Source organism: Enterococcus sp. E5-162 (assembly GCF_035725965.1).
GTDB lineage: Bacteria > Bacillota > Bacilli > Lactobacillales > Enterococcaceae > Enterococcus_B > Enterococcus_B lactis.
Window position 1 is genome coordinate 99,639 of sequence record NZ_JAPRFV010000009.1, and the last position, 19,311, is coordinate 118,949.

General features: G+C 37.6%; 19 protein-coding genes. 11 read left to right on the top strand and 8 right to left on the bottom strand.

The features are described 5' to 3' along the window. The first annotated feature begins 10 nt into the window (after positions 1-10). Both infB and rbfA read left to right on the top strand, forming a co-directional pair. Positions 11-2,311, top strand: coding sequence for a translation initiation factor IF-2 (infB, locus tag OZZ83_RS09995; RefSeq protein ID WP_002314813.1), 2,301 nt, complete (start codon positions 11-13; stop codon positions 2,309-2,311). Between the two features lie 25 nt (positions 2,312-2,336). Then, positions 2,337-2,684, top strand: a complete 348-nt coding sequence (gene rbfA / locus OZZ83_RS10000) for a 30S ribosome-binding factor RbfA (protein ID WP_002308906.1) — start codon at positions 2,337-2,339, stop codon at positions 2,682-2,684. Positions 2,685-2,791: 107 nt separating this feature from the next. Here rbfA and OZZ83_RS10005 read toward each other — a convergent pair whose 3' ends face one another. Then, positions 2,792-3,010 (bottom strand): hypothetical protein, encoded by a 219-nt coding sequence (locus tag OZZ83_RS10005; protein ID WP_002308907.1) that lies wholly within the window; start codon positions 3,008-3,010, stop codon positions 2,792-2,794. A gap of 114 nt (positions 3,011-3,124) precedes the next feature. On the opposite strand from OZZ83_RS10005, the gene OZZ83_RS10010 reads away from it, so the two are divergent. From OZZ83_RS10010 to OZZ83_RS10035, 6 genes are all read left to right on the top strand, one after another. Continuing rightward, positions 3,125-5,488, top strand: coding sequence for a phosphoketolase family protein (locus OZZ83_RS10010; protein ID WP_002348558.1), 2,364 nt, complete (start codon positions 3,125-3,127; stop codon positions 5,486-5,488). Between the two features lie 368 nt (positions 5,489-5,856). Further along, positions 5,857-6,780 carry a tRNA pseudouridine(55) synthase TruB gene (gene truB, locus OZZ83_RS10015; RefSeq protein WP_002308909.1) on the top strand — a complete coding sequence of 308 codons (924 nt, stop codon included), beginning with the start codon at positions 5,857-5,859 and terminating at the stop codon, positions 6,778-6,780. Between the two features lie 3 nt (positions 6,781-6,783). After that, on the top strand, positions 6,784-7,725 hold the full coding sequence (ribF, locus tag OZZ83_RS10020; RefSeq protein ID WP_002308911.1) for a riboflavin biosynthesis protein RibF: 942 nt from the start codon (positions 6,784-6,786) through the stop codon (positions 7,723-7,725). 391 nt (positions 7,726-8,116) lie between these two features. Then, complete coding sequence (locus tag OZZ83_RS10025) at positions 8,117-8,902, top strand: glucose-1-dehydrogenase (protein ID WP_002308914.1); 786 nt, start codon at positions 8,117-8,119, stop codon at positions 8,900-8,902. A 12-nt stretch (positions 8,903-8,914) separates the two neighbouring features. Beyond that, complete coding sequence (locus OZZ83_RS10030; protein WP_002288523.1) at positions 8,915-9,766, top strand: GRP family sugar transporter; 852 nt, start codon at positions 8,915-8,917, stop codon at positions 9,764-9,766. Positions 9,767-10,051: 285 nt separating this feature from the next. Then, positions 10,052-11,269, top strand: a complete 1,218-nt coding sequence (locus OZZ83_RS10035) for an IS110 family transposase (protein WP_278023915.1) — start codon at positions 10,052-10,054, stop codon at positions 11,267-11,269. Between the two features lie 552 nt (positions 11,270-11,821). Here OZZ83_RS10035 and OZZ83_RS10040 read toward each other — a convergent pair. Beyond that, a complete protein-coding gene (locus OZZ83_RS10040; RefSeq protein WP_278023904.1) occupies positions 11,822-13,447 on the bottom strand; it encodes an acyltransferase family protein in 1,626 nt (541 codons plus the stop codon). 359 nt (positions 13,448-13,806) lie between these two features. Then, positions 13,807-14,052 carry a hypothetical protein gene (locus tag OZZ83_RS10045; RefSeq protein WP_002309673.1) on the bottom strand — a complete coding sequence of 82 codons (246 nt, stop codon included), beginning with the start codon at positions 14,050-14,052 and terminating at the stop codon, positions 13,807-13,809. A 311-nt stretch (positions 14,053-14,363) separates the two neighbouring features. On the opposite strand from OZZ83_RS10045, the gene OZZ83_RS10050 reads away from it, so the two are divergent. The 3 genes from OZZ83_RS10050 (at position 14,364) to OZZ83_RS10060 (ending at position 16,047) form a co-directional block, all read left to right on the top strand. Then, positions 14,364-15,125, top strand: coding sequence for a formate/nitrite transporter family protein (locus OZZ83_RS10050; protein WP_002292451.1), 762 nt, complete (start codon positions 14,364-14,366; stop codon positions 15,123-15,125). A 364-nt stretch (positions 15,126-15,489) separates the two neighbouring features. Continuing rightward, positions 15,490-15,684 (top strand): hypothetical protein, encoded by a 195-nt coding sequence (locus OZZ83_RS10055; protein WP_002309674.1) that lies wholly within the window; start codon positions 15,490-15,492, stop codon positions 15,682-15,684. 63 nt (positions 15,685-15,747) lie between these two features. Further along, positions 15,748-16,047, top strand: coding sequence for a hypothetical protein (locus OZZ83_RS10060; protein WP_073490750.1), 300 nt, complete (start codon positions 15,748-15,750; stop codon positions 16,045-16,047). 95 nt (positions 16,048-16,142) lie between these two features. Here OZZ83_RS10060 and OZZ83_RS10065 read toward each other — a convergent pair whose 3' ends face one another. The 5 genes from OZZ83_RS10065 to OZZ83_RS10085 all read right to left on the bottom strand — a co-directional run bounded on the left by OZZ83_RS10065 (position 16,143) and on the right by OZZ83_RS10085 (position 19,300). Beyond that, a complete protein-coding gene (locus tag OZZ83_RS10065; RefSeq protein WP_073490752.1) occupies positions 16,143-16,550 on the bottom strand; it encodes a GNAT family N-acetyltransferase in 408 nt (135 codons plus the stop codon). A gap of 232 nt (positions 16,551-16,782) precedes the next feature. After that, a complete protein-coding gene (locus OZZ83_RS10070) occupies positions 16,783-17,493 on the bottom strand; it encodes an L-ribulose-5-phosphate 4-epimerase (RefSeq protein WP_002320558.1) in 711 nt (236 codons plus the stop codon). Beyond that, positions 17,483-18,343, bottom strand: a complete 861-nt coding sequence (locus OZZ83_RS10075; RefSeq protein ID WP_002309678.1) for an L-ribulose-5-phosphate 3-epimerase — start codon at positions 18,341-18,343, stop codon at positions 17,483-17,485. Before OZZ83_RS10075 ends, OZZ83_RS10070 begins: the two co-directional genes overlap by 11 nt. Positions 18,344-18,347: 4 nt before the next feature. Next, positions 18,348-18,986, bottom strand: a complete 639-nt coding sequence (locus tag OZZ83_RS10080) for a 3-keto-L-gulonate-6-phosphate decarboxylase UlaD (RefSeq protein WP_002344111.1) — start codon at positions 18,984-18,986, stop codon at positions 18,348-18,350. Between the two features lie 14 nt (positions 18,987-19,000). Continuing rightward, the gene (locus OZZ83_RS10085; RefSeq protein ID WP_002292382.1) at positions 19,001-19,300 is read right to left on the bottom strand and encodes a PTS sugar transporter subunit IIB; all 300 of its coding nucleotides are present in this window, start codon (positions 19,298-19,300) and stop codon (positions 19,001-19,003) included. Between the last annotated feature and the right edge of the window lie 11 nt (positions 19,301-19,311).

A 19,311-nucleotide genomic window follows, 5' to 3' on the forward strand; every position in this document is an offset into this window, starting at 1 on the left:
AGGTGATTGCATGGGCAATAAAAGAATCTATGAATTAGCAAAAGAACTCAAAAAATCTAGTAAAGACGTCGTGGAAAAAGCACAACAACTTGGCATCGATGTGAAAAACCATATGGGTGCGATTACTAGCAGTGATGAGAAGAAATTGCAACAAGCGTTCAAAAACCCAAGCACGAAACAACAAGCTGCACAACAAGCAAGCAGAAAACCAGCCAATCAACAGCCGAACGATCAACGTAAAAAAGAAGCAACAAATAATCAACAAAAAAATAAAAATAACCGCAGTTATCAAGATCGCGGTCAAGGGAGCGGTCAAGTGAATCAAGGAAAAAAACCAACAACAAACCAAAATAATACGGGGAATACTAGCAGTCAAAATCGTCCAGGAACGAGCCAAGGCGGCAATCAAAACCGTACCAACAACAAACCAAACAATAACAATCGCGGCAAATTTAATAATAACAACCGTAATCGTTATAATAAAAAGGGTAAAAAAGGCAAACAGCAACAATCAACTAAGCCAGCTGTACCACCACGCAAATTCCGTGAATTGCCAGATGTATTAGAGTATACTGAAGGCATGAACGTAGCAGATATCGCGAAAAAAATTCATCGTGAGCCAGCAGAAATCATTAAAAAATTATTTATGCTTGGCGTCATGGTCAATCAAAACCAAGCACTGGATAAAGACACGATTGAACTGTTAGCCACGGACTATGGTATGGAACCACAAGAAAAAGTCCAAGTGGATATTGCAGATATCGATAAATTCTTCGAGTCAGAAGAAGTTGATCCAGACAAATTAGTCTCACGTCCGCCAGTAGTAACGATTATGGGACACGTAGACCACGGGAAAACAACCTTATTGGATACATTGCGCCATTCACGTGTAACAAGCGGCGAAGCCGGCGGAATCACGCAGCATATCGGTGCCTACCAGATTGATATTGATGGCAAACCAATCACTTTCTTGGATACACCAGGACATGCGGCCTTTACAAGTATGCGTGCACGTGGAGCAAGTATCACAGATATCACGATTTTAGTTGTCGCTGCAGATGACGGTGTCATGCCGCAAACCGTTGAAGCAATCAACCATGCCAAAGCAGCAGGCGTTCCAATTATCGTCGCTGTAAACAAAATTGATAAACCAGGTGCAAACCCTCAACATGTTATGCAAGAATTAAGTGAGTATGAGTTAATTCCTGAAGCATGGGGTGGAGAAACGATCTTTGTTGAGATCTCAGCGAAATTCGGCCAAAACATCGAAGAATTGCTGGAAATGATTCTGTTAGTCGCAGAAGTAGAAGATTTAAAAGCAGATCCAACACAACGCGCAATCGGAACAGTGATCGAAGCACGTCTTGATAAAGGTAAAGGTCCTGTGTCAACCTTACTTGTCCAAGAAGGAACACTTCATGTTGGTGACCCAATCGTTGTCGGTAATACTTACGGACGTGTCCGTGTAATGACAAACGATCTTGGCCGTCGCGATAAAGAAGCAGGACCTGCAACGCCAGTAGAAATCACTGGCTTGAATGATGTACCTCAAGCAGGTGACCGTTTCGTAGTCTTCGAAGACGAAAAGACAGCACGTGCAGCGGGTGAAGAACGCGCAAAACGTGCATTATTGGAAAACCGTGCTGCAAGCAGCCGTGTAACCTTGGACAACTTGTTTGAAAGCTTGAAAGAAGGCGAGCTAAAAGAAGTTAACGTCATTATTAAAGCCGACGTTCAAGGTTCAGCAGAAGCATTAGCTGCCTCACTGAAAAAAATCGAAGTTGAAGGTGTACGTGTGAAAATCGTCCATTCAGCGGTAGGTGCAATCAATGAAAGTGACGTAACACTTGCAGCAGCAAGTAATGCGATTATCATTGGATTTAACGTCCGTCCTACACCTCAAGCAAAAGCGCAAGCAGAAGCTGAAGAAGTAGACATTCGCTTACACCGTATCATTTATAAAGCTATTGATGAAATCGAAACAGCGATGAAAGGAATGCTAGATCCTGAATTTGAAGAAAAAATCACTGGTCAAATGATTGTACGTGAAACATTCAAAGTATCCAAAGTAGGCACAATCGCTGGTGCATATGTAACAGAAGGCTATATCCGCAGAGACAGCGGCGTCCGTGTGATCCGTGACGGTATCGTTATCTACGAAGGCCAATTGGCAAGTTTGAAACGTTTCAAAGATGACGTAAAAGAAGTCAAAATGGGCTATGAATGCGGTGCTATGATTGAAAAATTCAATGACATCAAAGTAGATGACGTAATTGAAGGGTTTATCATGGAAGAAGTCAAAAATGACTAAAAACTGATAAAGGAGGCCAATCATTATGGCTAACTATCGTGATCGCCGAGTCGGTCAAGAAATCTTAAAAGAAGTCAATGCGATCCTACGTAAAAAAGTAAGAGATCCTCGTGTGCAAGATGTAACGATCACTGATGTACACGTAACAGGCGATCTTCAACAAGCAACAATCTATTACAGCATCCTTTCTGATTTAGCTTCTGAAAAGAAAAAAGCACAAGAAGGATTGGATAAAGCATCAGGATTGATTCGTCGTGAGCTGGGGCACAATCTAAGTATTTACAAAACACCTGAATTGTCCTTTGAATTAGATGAATCAGTTGTCTATGGCAACCATATCGATGAATTGCTTCGCGACTTGAACAAAGACTAATTAAAAAATCCCGCAAATCCTGTGAAATCAGGGGTTGCGGGATTTTTTTGTTTTCATTAAGACGTATTGCCTAAGAGTTCCATGACTTTAGTCTTGCGGCGTGTCAGTTAACCAAAAAAGAGAAAAAGAAAAAATTCGACTTTCTTTTTTCTATAGTATATAAATTTTTGCATATAGATAAAGATCAAGATACCGATGAGGGAAGCTAGATTGTAATCCATTGTAGTGACAGTCAGGTTATATAGCCAAGTAACTAGAAGATCAGTGGAATCTGCACTATAAAAGTTTGAATTTGTCGGTCTGCCGTCAGTTAAAAGAAAAATCACGTTGAAGTTATTGACAAGATATAAAATCCAAGCAAATGAACAGAAGTGCTTATTAGGTTTCAATTGGGAGTATCTTCGCTAGAATAAGAGTAATAATGAAAAGGAGTGTTACGTATGGATTATTCTAGTAAAGAATACTTTGATAAAATGACGGCTTGGTGGCGTGCTGCCAATTATCTTTCTGTCGGGCAAATTTATCTTAAAGATAACCCCTTACTGAGACGTACGTTGAAACCAGAAGATGTCAAAAAACATCCAATCGGTCATTGGGGAACGATTCCTGGCCAAAATTTTATTTATGTCCATTTGAACCGAGTCATCAATAAATATGATTTGAACATGTTTTATATCGAAGGACCAGGACACGGCGGACAAGTCATGGTATCGAATGCTTATTTAGATGGAAGTTACACAGAAATCTATCCAGAAGTAACGGAAGATGAGACGGGAATGCAAAAATTATTCAAGCGATTTTCATTTCCTGGAGGCATTGCTTCTCATGCAGCACCAGAAACACCAGGTTCTATCCATGAAGGCGGAGAGCTTGGATACTCTCTTTCACATGGAGTCGGAGCTGTATTAGACAATCCTGAAGTAATTTCTGCTGTCGTGATTGGTGATGGTGAAGCAGAAACCGGTCCTTTAGCTGGAAGCTGGTTCTCAAATGTCTTTATCAATCCGGTGACAGATGGAGCTGTTTTACCAATCCTTCATTTAAATGGTGCTAAAATAGCCAACCCAACGATCTTGGCACGTAAAACAGATGAAGAATTAGCAAATTACTTTAACGGACTTGGCTGGGAACCTTTCTTTATTGAAGGAAATGATCCAGAAAAATTAAATCCTGTTATGGCTGAAAAAATGGATCAAGCAATCGAGAAAATCAAATCCATCCAAAAAGAAGCTCGCCTGAAGACAGCAACAGATGTGGTGATGCAAAAATGGCCAGTATTGATCGTACGCACACCAAAAGGATGGACCGGTCCAGAAGAATGGGACGGGGAGCCAATTGAAGGAACCTTCCGAGCACACCAAGTACCGATTCCTGTAGATCAAGAACATATGGATCATGCAGATGCTTTACTCCGTTGGTTGAAATCCTATGAACCAGAAAAATTATTTGATGCACAAGGACGTATTTTAGAAGAAATCAGAGAAATCGCGCCCACTGGTGACCAAAGAATGGCAAAAAATCCTATCATCAATGGTGGAATCGATCCGAAACCGCTTGTTATGCCAGATTGGAAAAAATATACTTTGCAATTTGAACAACCGGGCTCCGTTAAAGCAGAAGATATGACTGAACTTGGTAAATTCGTTCGCGAGATCATTGAGAAAAATCCAGAAAATTTCCGTATATTCGGACCAGATGAAACAAAATCAAATCGATTGAATCAAGTTTTCAAAACGACAAATCGCCAATGGATGGAAAAAATCGAACCAGAAAATGATGAATGGCTTTCGCCATCTGGCCGCGTCATCGACAGTCAATTATCGGAACATCAAGATGAAGGGTTCTTAGAAGGGTACGTTCTCACTGGACGGCATGGTTTTTTTGCAAGTTACGAATCATTTTTGCGAGTGGTTGACTCTATGCTGACTCAGCACTTCAAATGGATGCGGAAATCACGTGACCTTTCTTGGCGAAATAATTATCCTTCGCTGAATCTCATTGCAAGCTCAACAGTCTTCCAGCAAGATCACAATGGATATAGCCACCAAGATCCAGGAATATTGACACATTTGGCAGAAAAAAAGGCGGAGTTCATCCGTGAATATCTGCCTGCGGATGCAAATACGTTGCTCGCAGTCATGGACAAAGCATTCCGCTCGTCAGAAAAAATTAATTTGATCATCTCTTCCAAACATCCGCGTGCTCAATTTTACTCAGCAGAAGAAGCAGCCGTCTTAGTGAATGAAGGCTTGAAAATCATTGATTGGGCTTCGACAGCAAAAGAGGAGGAACCTGAATTGGTCATTGCTGCTGCAGGAACGGAATCTAACTTAGAAGCATTAGCAGCTGTGACTTTGCTGCTGGAAGAATTCCCAAAACTAAAAATCCGGTTCATCAATGTCGTAGATTTATTGAAATTACGTCATCCGAGTCAAGATCCGCGTGGATTGAGCGATGAAGAATTTGACAAATATTTTACAAAAGACAAACCGATCTTATTTGCTTTCCACGGTTATGAAACTTTGATCCGCACGATTTTCTTTGATCGTCATAACCATCATTTAATGATTCATGGCTACAAAGAAAACGGAGATATCACGACACCGTTTGACATGCGTGTGGTAAATGAACTTGACCGTTATCATTTGGCAAAAGATGCAGCTTTAAAAATCAAAGGAAGTCAAGCAGAAGATTTTGCAAAAAAAATGGATCAGAAATTACAAGAACATCAAAACTATATTCGTGAAAATGGTATTGATCTGCCAGAAGTATTGGATTGGAAATGGAAAAATCTTGACCAATAAAATGATAAAATCGACCCTGAAAAATAGATTTTTTTACATTGATCAAGAAACTGAAAAAATAAATAAAAAAAACGGAAAAAAGACTGGAAGAATGACCAGTCTGTTTTTTCGTTTTTGGGAAGTGAGAACCAATCTATTTACCTGTAAGCCACCCATAAATCCAATCAAATGGTGCAAAGAAAAAATCTTCCATTCTATTCCCTCCTTTAAAAAAAGCATAACATGATTTCTATTTACATGAGCATGAATTTTGTTACGTTTTTATTGCCGAAAAATAAAAACCGTTCATTATGATGTCAAATTCGTCAGTAATAGATGCAATGTGTTATAATAATTCAGTTAAATCAAAAATGAAATGGAGAAAAGACATGGACGGGTTATTACCTTTATGGAAAGAACGCGGAATGACAAGTCATGATTGCGTATTCAAATTAAGAAAAATCTTACATACGAAAAAAATCGGACATGGGGGTACGCTTGACCCGGATGTAGACGGTGTATTGCCTATTTGTATCGGAAAAGCCACAAAAGTTATCGAATATTTGACAGATTCTGGGAAAATTTATGTGGGCGAGATGACTCTAGGTTTCAGTACAACGACGGAAGATCGATCCGGAGAACGAGTAGAAACAAAACCAGTGGATATGTCTTTATCTGAAGAAAAAATAGATGAAGTGATGGCTTCATTTATTGGTGAAATCACCCAGATACCGCCCATGTACTCAGCGGTAAAAGTAAACGGTAAACGGTTATATGAATATGCACGGAATAATGAACCAGTGGATCGGCCTGTTAGAAAGGCTCAAATTTACCGTTTTATCCGAACAAGTGAACTGACAAGAGACGAAGTGGCAGGAACCATTTCTTGGCGTTTCGAAGTAGAATGCGGGAAAGGAACCTATGTCCGTACATTAGCTGTGGATACAGGCAAGAAACTTGGTTACCCTGCACACATGTCTGATCTCACTCGAACAGCAAGTGCCGGTATGGCCCAAAAAGAAGCGTTAACATTAGAAGAAGTAGCTCAAGCTGTAGAAAACGGTACGATCGATGAGTATTTGCTGCCAATTGAAAAAGGAGTGGAACGGTTCAAACGAGTAGATATTACTGATGAGGTATGGCAGAAAGTAAAAAACGGTATGAGACTTGATTATACTGTATTTGCGCTCCCAGAAATGCCTTCAGAGGAAATTGCCTTGTTTTATAAAGACAAAGTCGTAAGTATCTATCAGCCAAACCCGAAAGAAAAAAATAAACTAAAACCTAGTAAAGTATTGAGAAATGAGGAATGACGAATGAATATCATCAAGATCAGACATCCTTACCAACCAGAACAAATTCCAGAAGACGATGTCGTTTTAGTACTGGGATTTTTTGACGGCGTGCATATTGGACACCAGAAAGTCATAAAGACAGGTATGGAAATTGCGCAAAAAGAAGGATTGAAATTAGCATTGATGACTTTCAATCAACATCCATCGATTGTTTTTAAGAAGATCGATCCTAGCAGTGTGAAGTATTTGACTAGCCTGAAGCAAAAAGAAGAAAAAATGGCAGATTTGGGTATCGATTATTTATATGAAGTCGATTTTACTTCTTCTTTTGCTCATTTAGCGCCACAAGAGTTTGTTGATCAATATATCGTAGGATTACATGCGAAATATGCTGTTTCCGGTTTTGATTACACCTATGGACCGAAAGACATTGCGGATGTCGCTCATTTTCCTGAATATGCTAAGGGAAGATTCAAAATCGTCACAGTCTCTAAAGAAGAAGAACAAGGCGAAAAAATCAGCTCTACACGTATTCGAGGATTGCTAGACAGCGGTCAAGTAAAAGAAGCGGCAAAACTATTAGGTTGCATATACGAGGTAGAGGGGGTAGTTGTTCATGGCGATGCACGAGGCAGATTATTAGGATTCCCTACAGCAAATGTCAAAGTAAAGAGCACAGTCCATTTACCTAAAGAAGGTGTTTATGTATCGGAAATAAAAATTGGGGAAACTTGGTATCCAGCCATGGGTTCCATTGGACATAATGATACATTTGGTGAAGGACGGGAGCTGACTGTAGAATTGTATATTTTGGACTTTAATCAAGATATCTATGGCGAGCATGTCAAAGTACGTTGGAATCAATTTTTAAGAGATCAAGTGAAATTTTCAAGTGTAGAGGAATTGATTGAACAACTCAAGGATGATGAACAAGCAACAGCTGAATATTTTTCTCAGCAATAAAATAATGTCCGTGAGAGCTAATCTTTATGCATAACTAGCAATTACAACGAAATGGTTGATAAATAAGCGTATGAAAGGCTGTGACAAAAGTCTTGTCACAGCCCTTTTTCCGAATAAATGGTGTTCCAGAAGTAGCTTCTTCGGAAATAAGCCGAAATTTCACAAAAATTTTGAGAAGCAATTTTCGTCCATTCCTTCTTATTTCTTGAAGCTGAACACTTCTGTCACAAACTCTTTCTTTATAGAAATAGAAGGATGCTACCAACCAATGAAAACGATTACTGGAGCGTATCATTTGCTTTAGACTATATATATTGGTGTACACTCACTTTAAGGCGGAAATAAAAGTTATCCGTAATAACAGGTTTAGGTATAAAAAGGAGTGAGTACTATGTATAAGGAATTAGAAAACAAAGTCGCAGTAGTAACTGGCGGCTCAAAAGGGATTGGAACAGCGATTGCTCAACGATTCGGGAAAGAAAAAATGAATGTAGTCGTCAACTATAATTCGGATAAAGAAGGGGCAGAAAAAGCAGTCAAAGCAATCGAAGAGGCAGGCGGAAAAGCAGTCTCTGTACAAGCAGATGTCAGTTCTGAAGAAGGAATACAGCGTTTACTTGATACGGCTTTAGAAAATTTTGGGACACTAGACATTTGGGTTAATAATGCTGGGATGGAAAATCAGCATCCGACCCATGAACTTAGCCTTGAAGATTGGGAAAGAGTATTAAAAGTAAATTTGACTGGCGTTTTTATCGGAACGAAAGCAGCTTTGAATTATTTTACAGAGAATGATAAAAAAGGAAATATCATCAATATGTCTTCTGTTCATGAACAAATCCCATGGCCAACATTTGCTCATTATGCTGCTTCAAAAGGCGGGGTAAAATTATTTACCGAAACGGTAGCAATGGAGTACGCACCTAAGGGAATCAGAATCAATAGTATAGGACCTGGCGCTATCCGTACACCTATTAATGCGGCAAAATTTGATGATCCTGAACAAAAAGAACTCTTGGAAAGTATGATCCCGCTAGGACGCGTAGGTGAACCAAAAGAAATAGCAGCGGCAGCTGCATGGTTGGCTTCAGACGAATCCAGTTATGTTACAGGTATTACACTATTTGCAGATGGTGGGATGACTTTATATCCTTCGTTCCAAGGTGGAAAAGGATAAGGGTGAATAAAAATGGGTTTATTGATTGCATTGATCCCGGCAGTTGGGTGGGGGATCCAGCCACTGATTTTGAAAAAGATTGGCGGCAGACCAACAAATGAGATATTAGGAACTGGTATTGGAGCGGTGCTTGTTGGCTTACTCGTTCAATTATTCGCTTCTCCAGCTGGCATTTCAGTGACTACATTTTTGATTAGTTTACTTTCTGGTGCATTTTGGGTTATTGGACAAACAGGACAGTATACATCTTTCAACTTGATTGGTGTTTCTAAAACGATGCCTATCTCGACTGCATTACAGTTAGTCGGAACCTCGTTGATTGGTGTCTTTGCTTTTGGAGAATGGTCTGGAAGTATGGGGAAAATCATTGGTGCAGCAGCGATCATTCTTCTTGTATTTGGCTCTGCTTTAACGGCAATCAGTGATGATCCTGGAAAAAAAGGCGGTATCACAAAAGGAATTAGTCTATTAGCATCAACAAGTATTGGTTATTGGGTTTACAGTGCATTGCCCAAACTAGTTGATGCAAGTGGACTTTCCATTTTCTTTCCGCAAATGATCGGTGTCTTTTTAGGGGCAGTTATTTATGTGATTTTCCGAAAACCAACTGCATTTTCTGAAGACAAAAGTTGGAAAGCAACAATAGTTGGAGCCATCTTCAGTGTGTCAGCGTTGGCTTATATTTTTTCAGCGAATGAAAATGGGGTTGCTACTGCATATATCATTACACAACTAAACGTAGTTATCTCTACATTAGGCGGTATGTACATCCTGCATGAAAATAAGACACCAAAAGAAAAAAAATTAACGATTATCGGCTTGTTGCTGATCGTAGTAGGAAGTATGGTCACGGTCTTTATTTGAGGATAAAGAGAGCAAAAGATTACTTATAAAAACATACTAAGATTAGAGGGGAACATCATTGACGAATGATGTTCTCCTCTATTTTCTATTTTTAGATTATAGTGAAGAGTGAAAGAAAGTTCGAACAAAGCCTTGAGGACTACGAGTCCCTATCAAAAACCGAACTTCTTTACTGTCATTTTAGAATCAGGTTTACGTATGTTGGGGCCATGAGCCCGTGTATAGGAAATTGGAATCGAAATGAAGCAGTAAAGTTCTTTCAACACTTAAAAAGGAGGAAAACAAATGCCTTACATTCTTGCATTAGATGTTTCAATGGGACACAGCTACAGTGTCCTATACAAAGACGACACCTGCTTATTTGAAGACGAGATCGAACACACTCAAAGAGGATTTCATGCATTACTCGAAGAGATCCAGCACTTGCCTGAACGTCCATTGATTGTTTTTGAAGCAACGGGGATTTATTCCAGACCAGTCGAAAAGTTCTTTCAAGATCATCACTTTTCTTACTGTTTGTTAAACCCGTTAGAAGCGAAAAAACAGATGGAAGAAAACACCTTACGCAGTTGGAAAACAGATAAATCGGATGCCCATCGGCTCGCACAGACTCATCTTAAAAATCAACGTCAGCCAAAAGAAGTACAAAGCAATTTTTACTTAGAGATGCGCGATTTAGCCCGTTTTTATCAAGAAATTGAGAAGAAAATCACTCGTCTACGCATGGATTTACACAACTGCCTTCAGTTGACTTTTCCAGAGCTTGAACAGTTCTTTTCAAACAGGCTGACCCCTTACGCATTGACATTGATCCGTCTTTTTCCCCATCCAGATTTTGTATTGGCATCTACTCGGACAAAAATAAAAAATAAACTGATCAACGAAACACGGAAAAAAATCTCCACGAATCGTGCCGAGCAAAAGGCAGATCAAATCATCCACTATGCACAGTGTGCCTATCCAGCTGTTGAAAAAGACAGTATCCACTGTCAAAAAACAATCTATTACGCCGAACTTCTCCAAGATTTACTCGAACAAAAAGAAGCACTGGCGACACAAATGATCAAAAAAGCCGAAGGCTCTCCTTGCTTTTTGTTGTACCAAACGTTCCCTGGGATTGGCGCACTCACAGCCGCTTTATTGCTCGGTGAATTAGGAGATATCACACGATTTAAAACCCATAAACAATTGAATGCCTTTGTCGGAATCGACATCCGACGGTATCATTCAGGTAAGTATACTGGCCAAGACCGCATCAATAAGCGTGGTAATCCCAAAGCACGGAAAATTATTTTCTTCACCATTCGAAATATGATTCGCCAGCAACGCGCAGCTCCTAATCATATTGTCGATTATTACTACAAATTAAAAAAGCAACCTATCCCTAAGAAAGATAAGGTTGCCACAGTTGCTTGTATGAACAAGCTTCTGAAATGTATGCACGCTATGGTTAGGGCACATACAGAGTACGACTATGCGTACGCGGTCTCAGTGGACCATTAACTAAACCACTTACAGTATACCACTTCTTTGCCCAGATCGAAAATTTTTTACGAACGGGGCTTTATTTAGTGTGCCTTGATTTTGTCGCTTTCGTTTACGAGCTATTTTTCTTGCACCTTTTACTTGACTAATCGTAGGAAAAAGGCTGTGACACGTCTTTTGTCACAGTCCCTTCTAACATTATATTACTATTATTTATTCACTGCATCTTCTTAAGAATAAAACATACTTGATCGTTTGTTTCTTTACTAACAGCCTTCTTTACTTGGTTCCTACGATCCTTAATTTTATCTAAGCTGATTGCTTGTAACCATAAAACTTCGATCAGAACATACATCCTAGTATTGTCGTCTCGCTCATGTTCTGTATAACAAAGAGGATAAATCCAAAGCGATTTCTTTCCAAGAAGCTCTCAGTTAACGACCTCGATCATCTCTTTTTTACCACGAATATTAAAAATTTCCTCCTCTTAAACACCGTTTATCATATGAAGTATTTTTTATTTAAATTGATTCATAGGAAAAAGTAAGGTTAACACATGTAATCACTACCTTATTGAATAACTGAAGCAATATACTTTGCATAAGCTGTACGTCCACTTTCATTCAAATGGGTTTCATCATCATAAAAAAACTCAGGATGGTTTTTACTTTCACTATACCAATCGATCATCGTTATATTAGAATACTGATTTGGCAATTTAGCTAATGTGGCATTTATCGTATCTTGCCAGCCAGTCGGAGCTTTTATATTTACCCAGTACACTTTTTTATCTTTGAGCAAAGACATGGTTTGTTCTATAGCATCATCTGTTAACACACCATTGGTTCCTAACCCGATCACTATTTGTCGGTAAGAAACTAAATCTTTATGCTCCTTTAAGATTTCTGGTAACGCAGTGATTTGTCTTGACTCTTTTGCGTCTACCAATGCTTCTTTTGGAAAAGTCTCTTTCAGTTCCTGATACGCCCCCAGCATAACAGAATCTCCGATAAATAATATTTTTTTCTCTTGTGACAACTGATTTTCTCCTGCACTTGCTTTACTAGAATTTTCTTTTAATAAACTTTGCAACTGATTTTGGTCAGCGGTCAACCGATTGGCTGGAGCGCGTAATACCAGTACAGAAACTCCGATTATCATTAGTGCCATAGTTGTCCAAATTTTGGGTGATCTCATCTTCTGCACTCCTTTTCTAAAGAAAGTAATCATGAGTAACGTACACAAAAACACAGTGAATAAACTTGCGATATCTAAATATTTCAAATGATAATGTTTGAATAGATTTGTCAGAGCAATCAATACTGGAAAATGCACCAAATAAAGTTCATAACTGATTTTTCCTACAAAAGAAAGTTTTGTACTAGCGATTTTGGTCTTTTTTGCAATGTTCATATCATCAACACTGGCTAACAATAGAGCAAAACAAATACTAATCAGTAGTTCATTTAGTGTATAAGGAAAAATCGGGAACAGGATCAGACAAAGACTAGCTAGTAGTAAAAGCCAGATTTTACTAAAAGTGTTTTGTTCAAAGAAACGGCCAATAGTTATTCGATTAAAATACCCCCAAACTCCTAATAAAAATGGAAAAAGTTTAGCCACCGTATGATAATATGCCTTAGCTGAAGGTAAAAACAAACTAAAAAGAATAGAAACAAAAATCAATGTATAGATTAAGTAAAACACTTGTTTTCTCCTCATACGTTTAATGACAATAAACAAAAATGGCCAAATCAAATAAAATTGTAGCTCAACGGAAAGCGACCAATAATGTTTAAATAAAGAAGCGTTAAAGTAAGAGTCGAAATAAGATACGCCTTGATTCAGCTGCCACCAATTGTTATAGCCAAAAATCAAACTAGGTAGCTCACTACGAATATTTCCTATCAATCGAATGTTGCTGATCCCCAGTATGAAAATGGATACGACCAAAGAAAACAGTAAAAATGGATAAATACGTTTGATACGCTTATAGTAAAAATGTAGAAAACTGAATTGTCTGTTTTTTTCATCTCTTATCGTATTTTTAGCCATTAAAAAACCAGAAACCACAAAAAAGATCGTTACTCCTTGCAATCCGCCTGGTAGCTTACTATTTGGCAAATGACAAAATATCACTGCTAAAACAGCTATGCCTCTAAAACAATCGATTTCCTTTGAATATATTTTTTTCATGTATCATCAACTTCCTTCTCTTCATGGCATTTTTTAATCAAACATATTCTTCCGTATCTATTTTTTCATTTTTCTATTCATTTCACCTTGTTTTGTAAATTAACAGTTAAAAGTATCTAAAATGTATCTTTTCCCTATCAATACTCGTTGAACACAAAAAACATGAACATAAAATATCCGATTAATTATTTGTGCGACAAAAAAAGGTGGTGACAAAGATATGTCACCACCTCAGACTGTAGACAAAGAAAAAAATTTCTTTGTTCTACAGTTTTTTTGTTTATTCTCACTTACCTAGCACCACGTATAACATACTATAGCAATCATCATCCCGCTTCTTTGTCTTTTGAAATACTACGTTATTTCTTTTTATTAACGAAAAATAAGAGCACTAAACAGACCAAAATAGTTATGACCCTCAACGCGGGAGTAAACAGCAAGGCTATCATTAAATTAGCAAGTTCTCTGACGATTGAGGAGTTTGATTCATATAATGCGAATAAAGATTCTGCAAATAAATTCACATGTCTATAAACAAATTCTGTAAATAAATATGCAGATAACCCTAAACCAATTATGGTGATATTTTTTTTAGATTTTGACATTTTTTCTCTCCTATCATAATTTATTTATTTCCTTTTTTATAAAAAATATAGATTGTTTTAAAGTAATAATATACTATAATTTCAAGAAAATTTACAGGAAATTTGATAACTGATATTATTTACTTTTTGACCACCATATACATAACTTTTATTTTTGTTTCTTTTTTAGAATCCAATGTGATTAAATAAAAATTTTTACAATAATATGCACATATAAATAATAAGATGATATAATCAACAAGAAAAATGTGAATTTTTTCACTATATTTTATCACATGAAAATTCATTAAGAAAGTAGGCGTCGAAGTATCATGCACACACCAGAAGAAATTATGGAAATCAGTATTCATCTTGGAGCAAAAAAAATACAGAAACCTATCTTAGCAAAACTGATTTTAGGGTTTATCGGAGGAGCCATGATTTCTCTAGGTTATTTGGCATACGTACGGGTCTCTGCTTCTATCCCAGAATCTATGGCTAGCTTGACTAGTTTAGTTGGTGCCTCGGTTTTCCCTATCGGTCTGCTGGTCATCCTTCTTGGCGGTGGTGAATTGATCACCGGAAATATGATGGCTGTGGCGATTGCCTTTATGGATAAAAAAGTCACATTCTCACAGCTAGTTAAGAATTGGTCAGTGATTACTTTTGCAAATATTATTGGGGCAATTTTCGTAGCCTACTTCTTTGGACATTTTGTTGGTTTAACTCATTCAGGTGTCTATCTCGACCAAGTGATCCATATTGCTGATCATAAAATCGCTGTTTCTTGGTGGCAAGCATTAGGGTCTGGAATAGGTTGTAATTGGTTTGTTGGTTTAGCATTATGGTTATCATATGGGGCAAAAGATGCGGCCGGCAAAGTATTAACGATTTGGTTTCCAGTCATGATTTTTGTGGCAATCGGTTTCCAACATAGTGTGGCCAACTGTTTTGTGATACCTGCTGCCATATTTGAAGGTCAAGCGACTTGGTTAGAATTTCTCTCGAATTTTATCCCTGTTTATATTGGAAATATCATTGGCGGAGCTATTTTTGTTTCAGGTTTTTATTACGTTAGTTATAAACATCATTGAAAGAGCGTGGGACAAAAGTAAAAGAACACTTTTGTTTCACGCTCTAAACACGTATAAACGGCGGAAGCAGAAGCAAATCCTTCGGAAATAAGCTGAAATTCACAAAAATTTGAAAAGCAATTTTCATGAATTCCTTCTTATTTCTTGGAGTTAAACGCTTCTGTCCCAGCCTCTCTTTTTATATACTATTTATATTTTAAGAACAATAGCTTTTTATTATATGTATTATTCAAATTAGTTATATCGAGTGAAAAAAACTTTTAAATTGATTCTTTTTATTTATCATAAAGATATAGATACATAATCATTTTCGCTTACATATATTTGAATATGAACTAAAAACAGCAAGAAAGAAGATGATCAAATGTATTATGTAGAAGTAAAAACAAAAGGTGTCAAAAACAAACAATATGTGAAAGGTATCAGTAACGAATATCCTTTACTTGGTTCATGGAAAGAAGCAGCTCCTTTTTCCAAACCATGTGCCATAAAAATAAAGAGCGAGCTGGAAAAAGAACTGACTTGCGGCAAAGCGGTTGTAACCATCATCGAAAAGTAACAGTGCAAAAACTAATGAATGACTTATTTCAACACTTTAAGCCGTATAGAAAGGAAGCAAAATATGGATTATACTGTTGAGTTTGACAGTGAACTATTGGAACAATTTCCGCAAGAGGTACATCTCGCATACAAAAAAAGTATTTCTAAAAAAGTCATAGAGCATGTAGACCATAATTTTTTTCGTATAAAACCAGTACGAACACGCTCGGCAAAGGGAATATATGAAATGAAAGTCAATATTGATAAAAAAAATTATCGTATAGCATTTACTTTTAAAAAAAATCATGTATTCATTTTTTATATTAGTCCAAATGTACAAAAAATAGTATTTGATAAAGAAGTGAATAAAAAAATAAAATAAACGAGGAATGGAGGATAGATTGAGTGATACTTGAATCTATCCTCCAATTTTTTTTTACGTTATATATAGTATTTGCCATTACCAAAAAGTCCCTCTTATCTTCTAGTATCCTTTATATAAGAAACAGCATCCATTTCTTTTACTTGAACAAACCCTACTGATTCATAAAATTTTTTTGTTTTCTCAGTATCATCTGTCAATAATTCGATTTGGACTGGTCCATAACTGGTGATCTTCTCCAAAACTTCATGCAAAAGTGCTTTGCCTATTCCTTGGCGCTGATACCTCGGATGAATGAGGATATCTTGAATAAATGCGATCGTCGCACAATCAGTGATCCAACGAACGACTCCGATAATCTTCCCTTCTCCATTACGCTTTATCAGAGATTCAGATTGTTCAAATGCCTTCTCTAACCTTGCAGTGTCTTTTGTGTAATGCGTCCAACCAACGCTCTTATATAATTCAGAAATCTCATCAATCATAAGGGAATCAACATTCATTTTTTTCTTCCTTTCTTATACAATTCTCCCTCTAATAATACAATTCTTTGATTATTTAATCTATCACATATAACTCTCCTGTAAAGATTCTCTCGATTCCTTAAAATTCCTCTTTCCTTTTAGAATGCACCCTTTTTGATAAATAAAAAAGGTTGTGATAAATTTTCTTCACAACCTCTGTTTCTCTCTATCAAGTATTATCTTTTAATTTTCTACCCTTACCCTAGCATCTCTATTGCCCATAGTATGCATGCTTTCCGTGTTTTCGAAAATAATGTTTATCTAGCAAATATTGTGGGATTTCACATATATTTGGGTTGATCAACTTGTTTTCTTTAGCCATCAAACAAATTTCATCTAAAATCAGGCTATTTTCTACTGCTTCTATAGGTGAGCGCCCCCAAGTGAATGGTCCATGTCCATAGACAAGTACTCCAGGGACTTCGTTTGGCTCTAATTTTCTTTCCTTAAATGTCTCGACAATCACATTCCCTGTATGAACTTCGTAAGCTTCTTTTACTTCTTCTTTCGTCAATTGGCGTGTACAAGGAATCTTTCCATAAAAAGCATCAGCATGGGTCGTGCCATAAGCTGGCAAATCTCTGCCTGCTTGCGCCCACATGACAGAGTGAGTAGAATGAGTATGAGTAACAGCAGTTACATCTTCAAAAGCTTTGTATAAAACAACATGGGTAGGCAGATCTGAAGATGGTTTTAAGCTGTCTTCTTCTATTATATTTCCTGACAAATCTGTTACAACCATTTGATCTGCTTGCATGCGTTCATATCGGACACCGCTTGGCTTAATAACGATGACTCCTAGCTCACGGTCCACTTCACTCACATTGCCCCAAGTCAATTTGACTAATCCGTATTGCGGCAATGCCAGATTTGCTTCAAAGACACGTTGCTTCATTGCTGCAATTTTTTCTTCACAAGACATCATAGCCAGCCTCCTTCAATTTAGAACTTAAGTAGTCTTTTGCCTGCTGGATTTCTCTTCGAAAATCTTGACTTTTTTCACTCCACATTTCGATCAGGAATGTTCCATCATAATCTAGACGTTTCAAATGTCTCAATAATCCAAGAAAGTCAACGCATCCGTTACCAAAAGGAACATCTCGAAACTGTCCTGAATATTCTTTTGTTACAGGATACGTGTCTTTTAAGTGGATAGCAGTGATATAATCGATCCCTTTCTCAAGTTCTCGAGCCGGATTATTTTCCGGCCATGCGGACAAATTGCCTAGGTCTGGATATACTTGTAGAAAAGGGGAACGAATCTGTTCTTTGATTTCTAAAAATTTTGAAATGGAGTTCATAAATGGGTCATCCATGATTTCCACGGAAAGAATGATGCCATATTTAGAGGCTTCCTTTACACTTTCTTTTATTCCTTCGATAAAGTCTTCTCTGGAATTCATTGATTTCTCTTCATAATAAACGTCATATCCAGCTATTTGGATTACTTTGACGCTTAGATTATGCGCCAAATGGATTGCTTTTTTCATTAGTTGTTTCGCTGCTTTTTTCTTTTCTGGATCAGCAGAACCAAACGGAAATCGCCGATGCGCACTTAAACAAATCGAATGGATACGTACTCCAGAGCTAAACATCTCTTCTCTCAGCTCAGCTATCTTTTTTTCAGACCAATCTAATCGTGCTAACCGCTCATCCGTCTCATCAATCGACATCTCGATAAAATCGAAGTCCATTTCTTTTACAAGGGAAAAACGTTCTTTCCATGAAATATCTTTGGGTAATGCTTTTTCATAAATCCCAATTTGAGCCATTTCCTTACCCCCAGATACGAATGATCTCATCTTTGAAACATTGTGCAGCCTTCATTGGATCTTCTGCTGCTGTAATCCCCCGACCCGCGATAAAGGTATACACGTTGATTCCTTCAAACAATTGTAATGTGTTTGGATTTAATCCACCAGTTACAGAAACATTGAAGCCTAGTTCAATCAGTTTGCTGACCTTCGACAAATCTTTTTCACCCCAAGCTTCACCAGATAAGAGCGCATCACGGCTTTGGTGGTAGATTACCTGTCGGATTCCGATGTTATACCAATCCTTGGCTTGCTCAAAAGTCCAATTGCCATAGAGTTCTACTTGTAATTCGCCTATCTCTTTTTGTGCTGCCTTCATCGTTGGCATTGTTGCACAGCAAATGACTGTCATCCAATCTGCTCCTGCAGTAGCAACATTTCTTGCTACTGTTCCTCCAGCATCTGCACATTTTGTATCAGCGACCAGTTTTTTTTCTGGAAATATACTGTGAATACAGCGAATCGCTTTTTGTCCTTCCTGTAAGCAAAGGATCGTTCCCACTTCAATAATGTCTACTACATCACCGACTTTCATAACATCGCCTAATGCATGTTCTAAATTATTATGATCTAACGCAATTTGCAGATTCGGCCTGCTCATCTTGGTTCCTTCTTTCACTTGTTTTTTTGATACCATGTTGTTTCAGCAAATTTTTCACTGATTTCTTTGGCGGACATCACATTTTTTATACCAATAACTGTAACGCCTTTTTTCTCTGCCTGAGTAAACATATTCAAAAAATTGACTGGTGTAAAAACGACATCATATTGACTCGCTGAGCTTTTCCCCTCTGAAATAGCACAATGATGAATCTTGGTAATTGGTATATTTAGTTCTTTCATTGCTTTTTCTACACTTCTCATCATCATCAAGCTGGTTCCTGATCCATTTGCACACGATACTAAAATTCTCATCCTAATCCCTC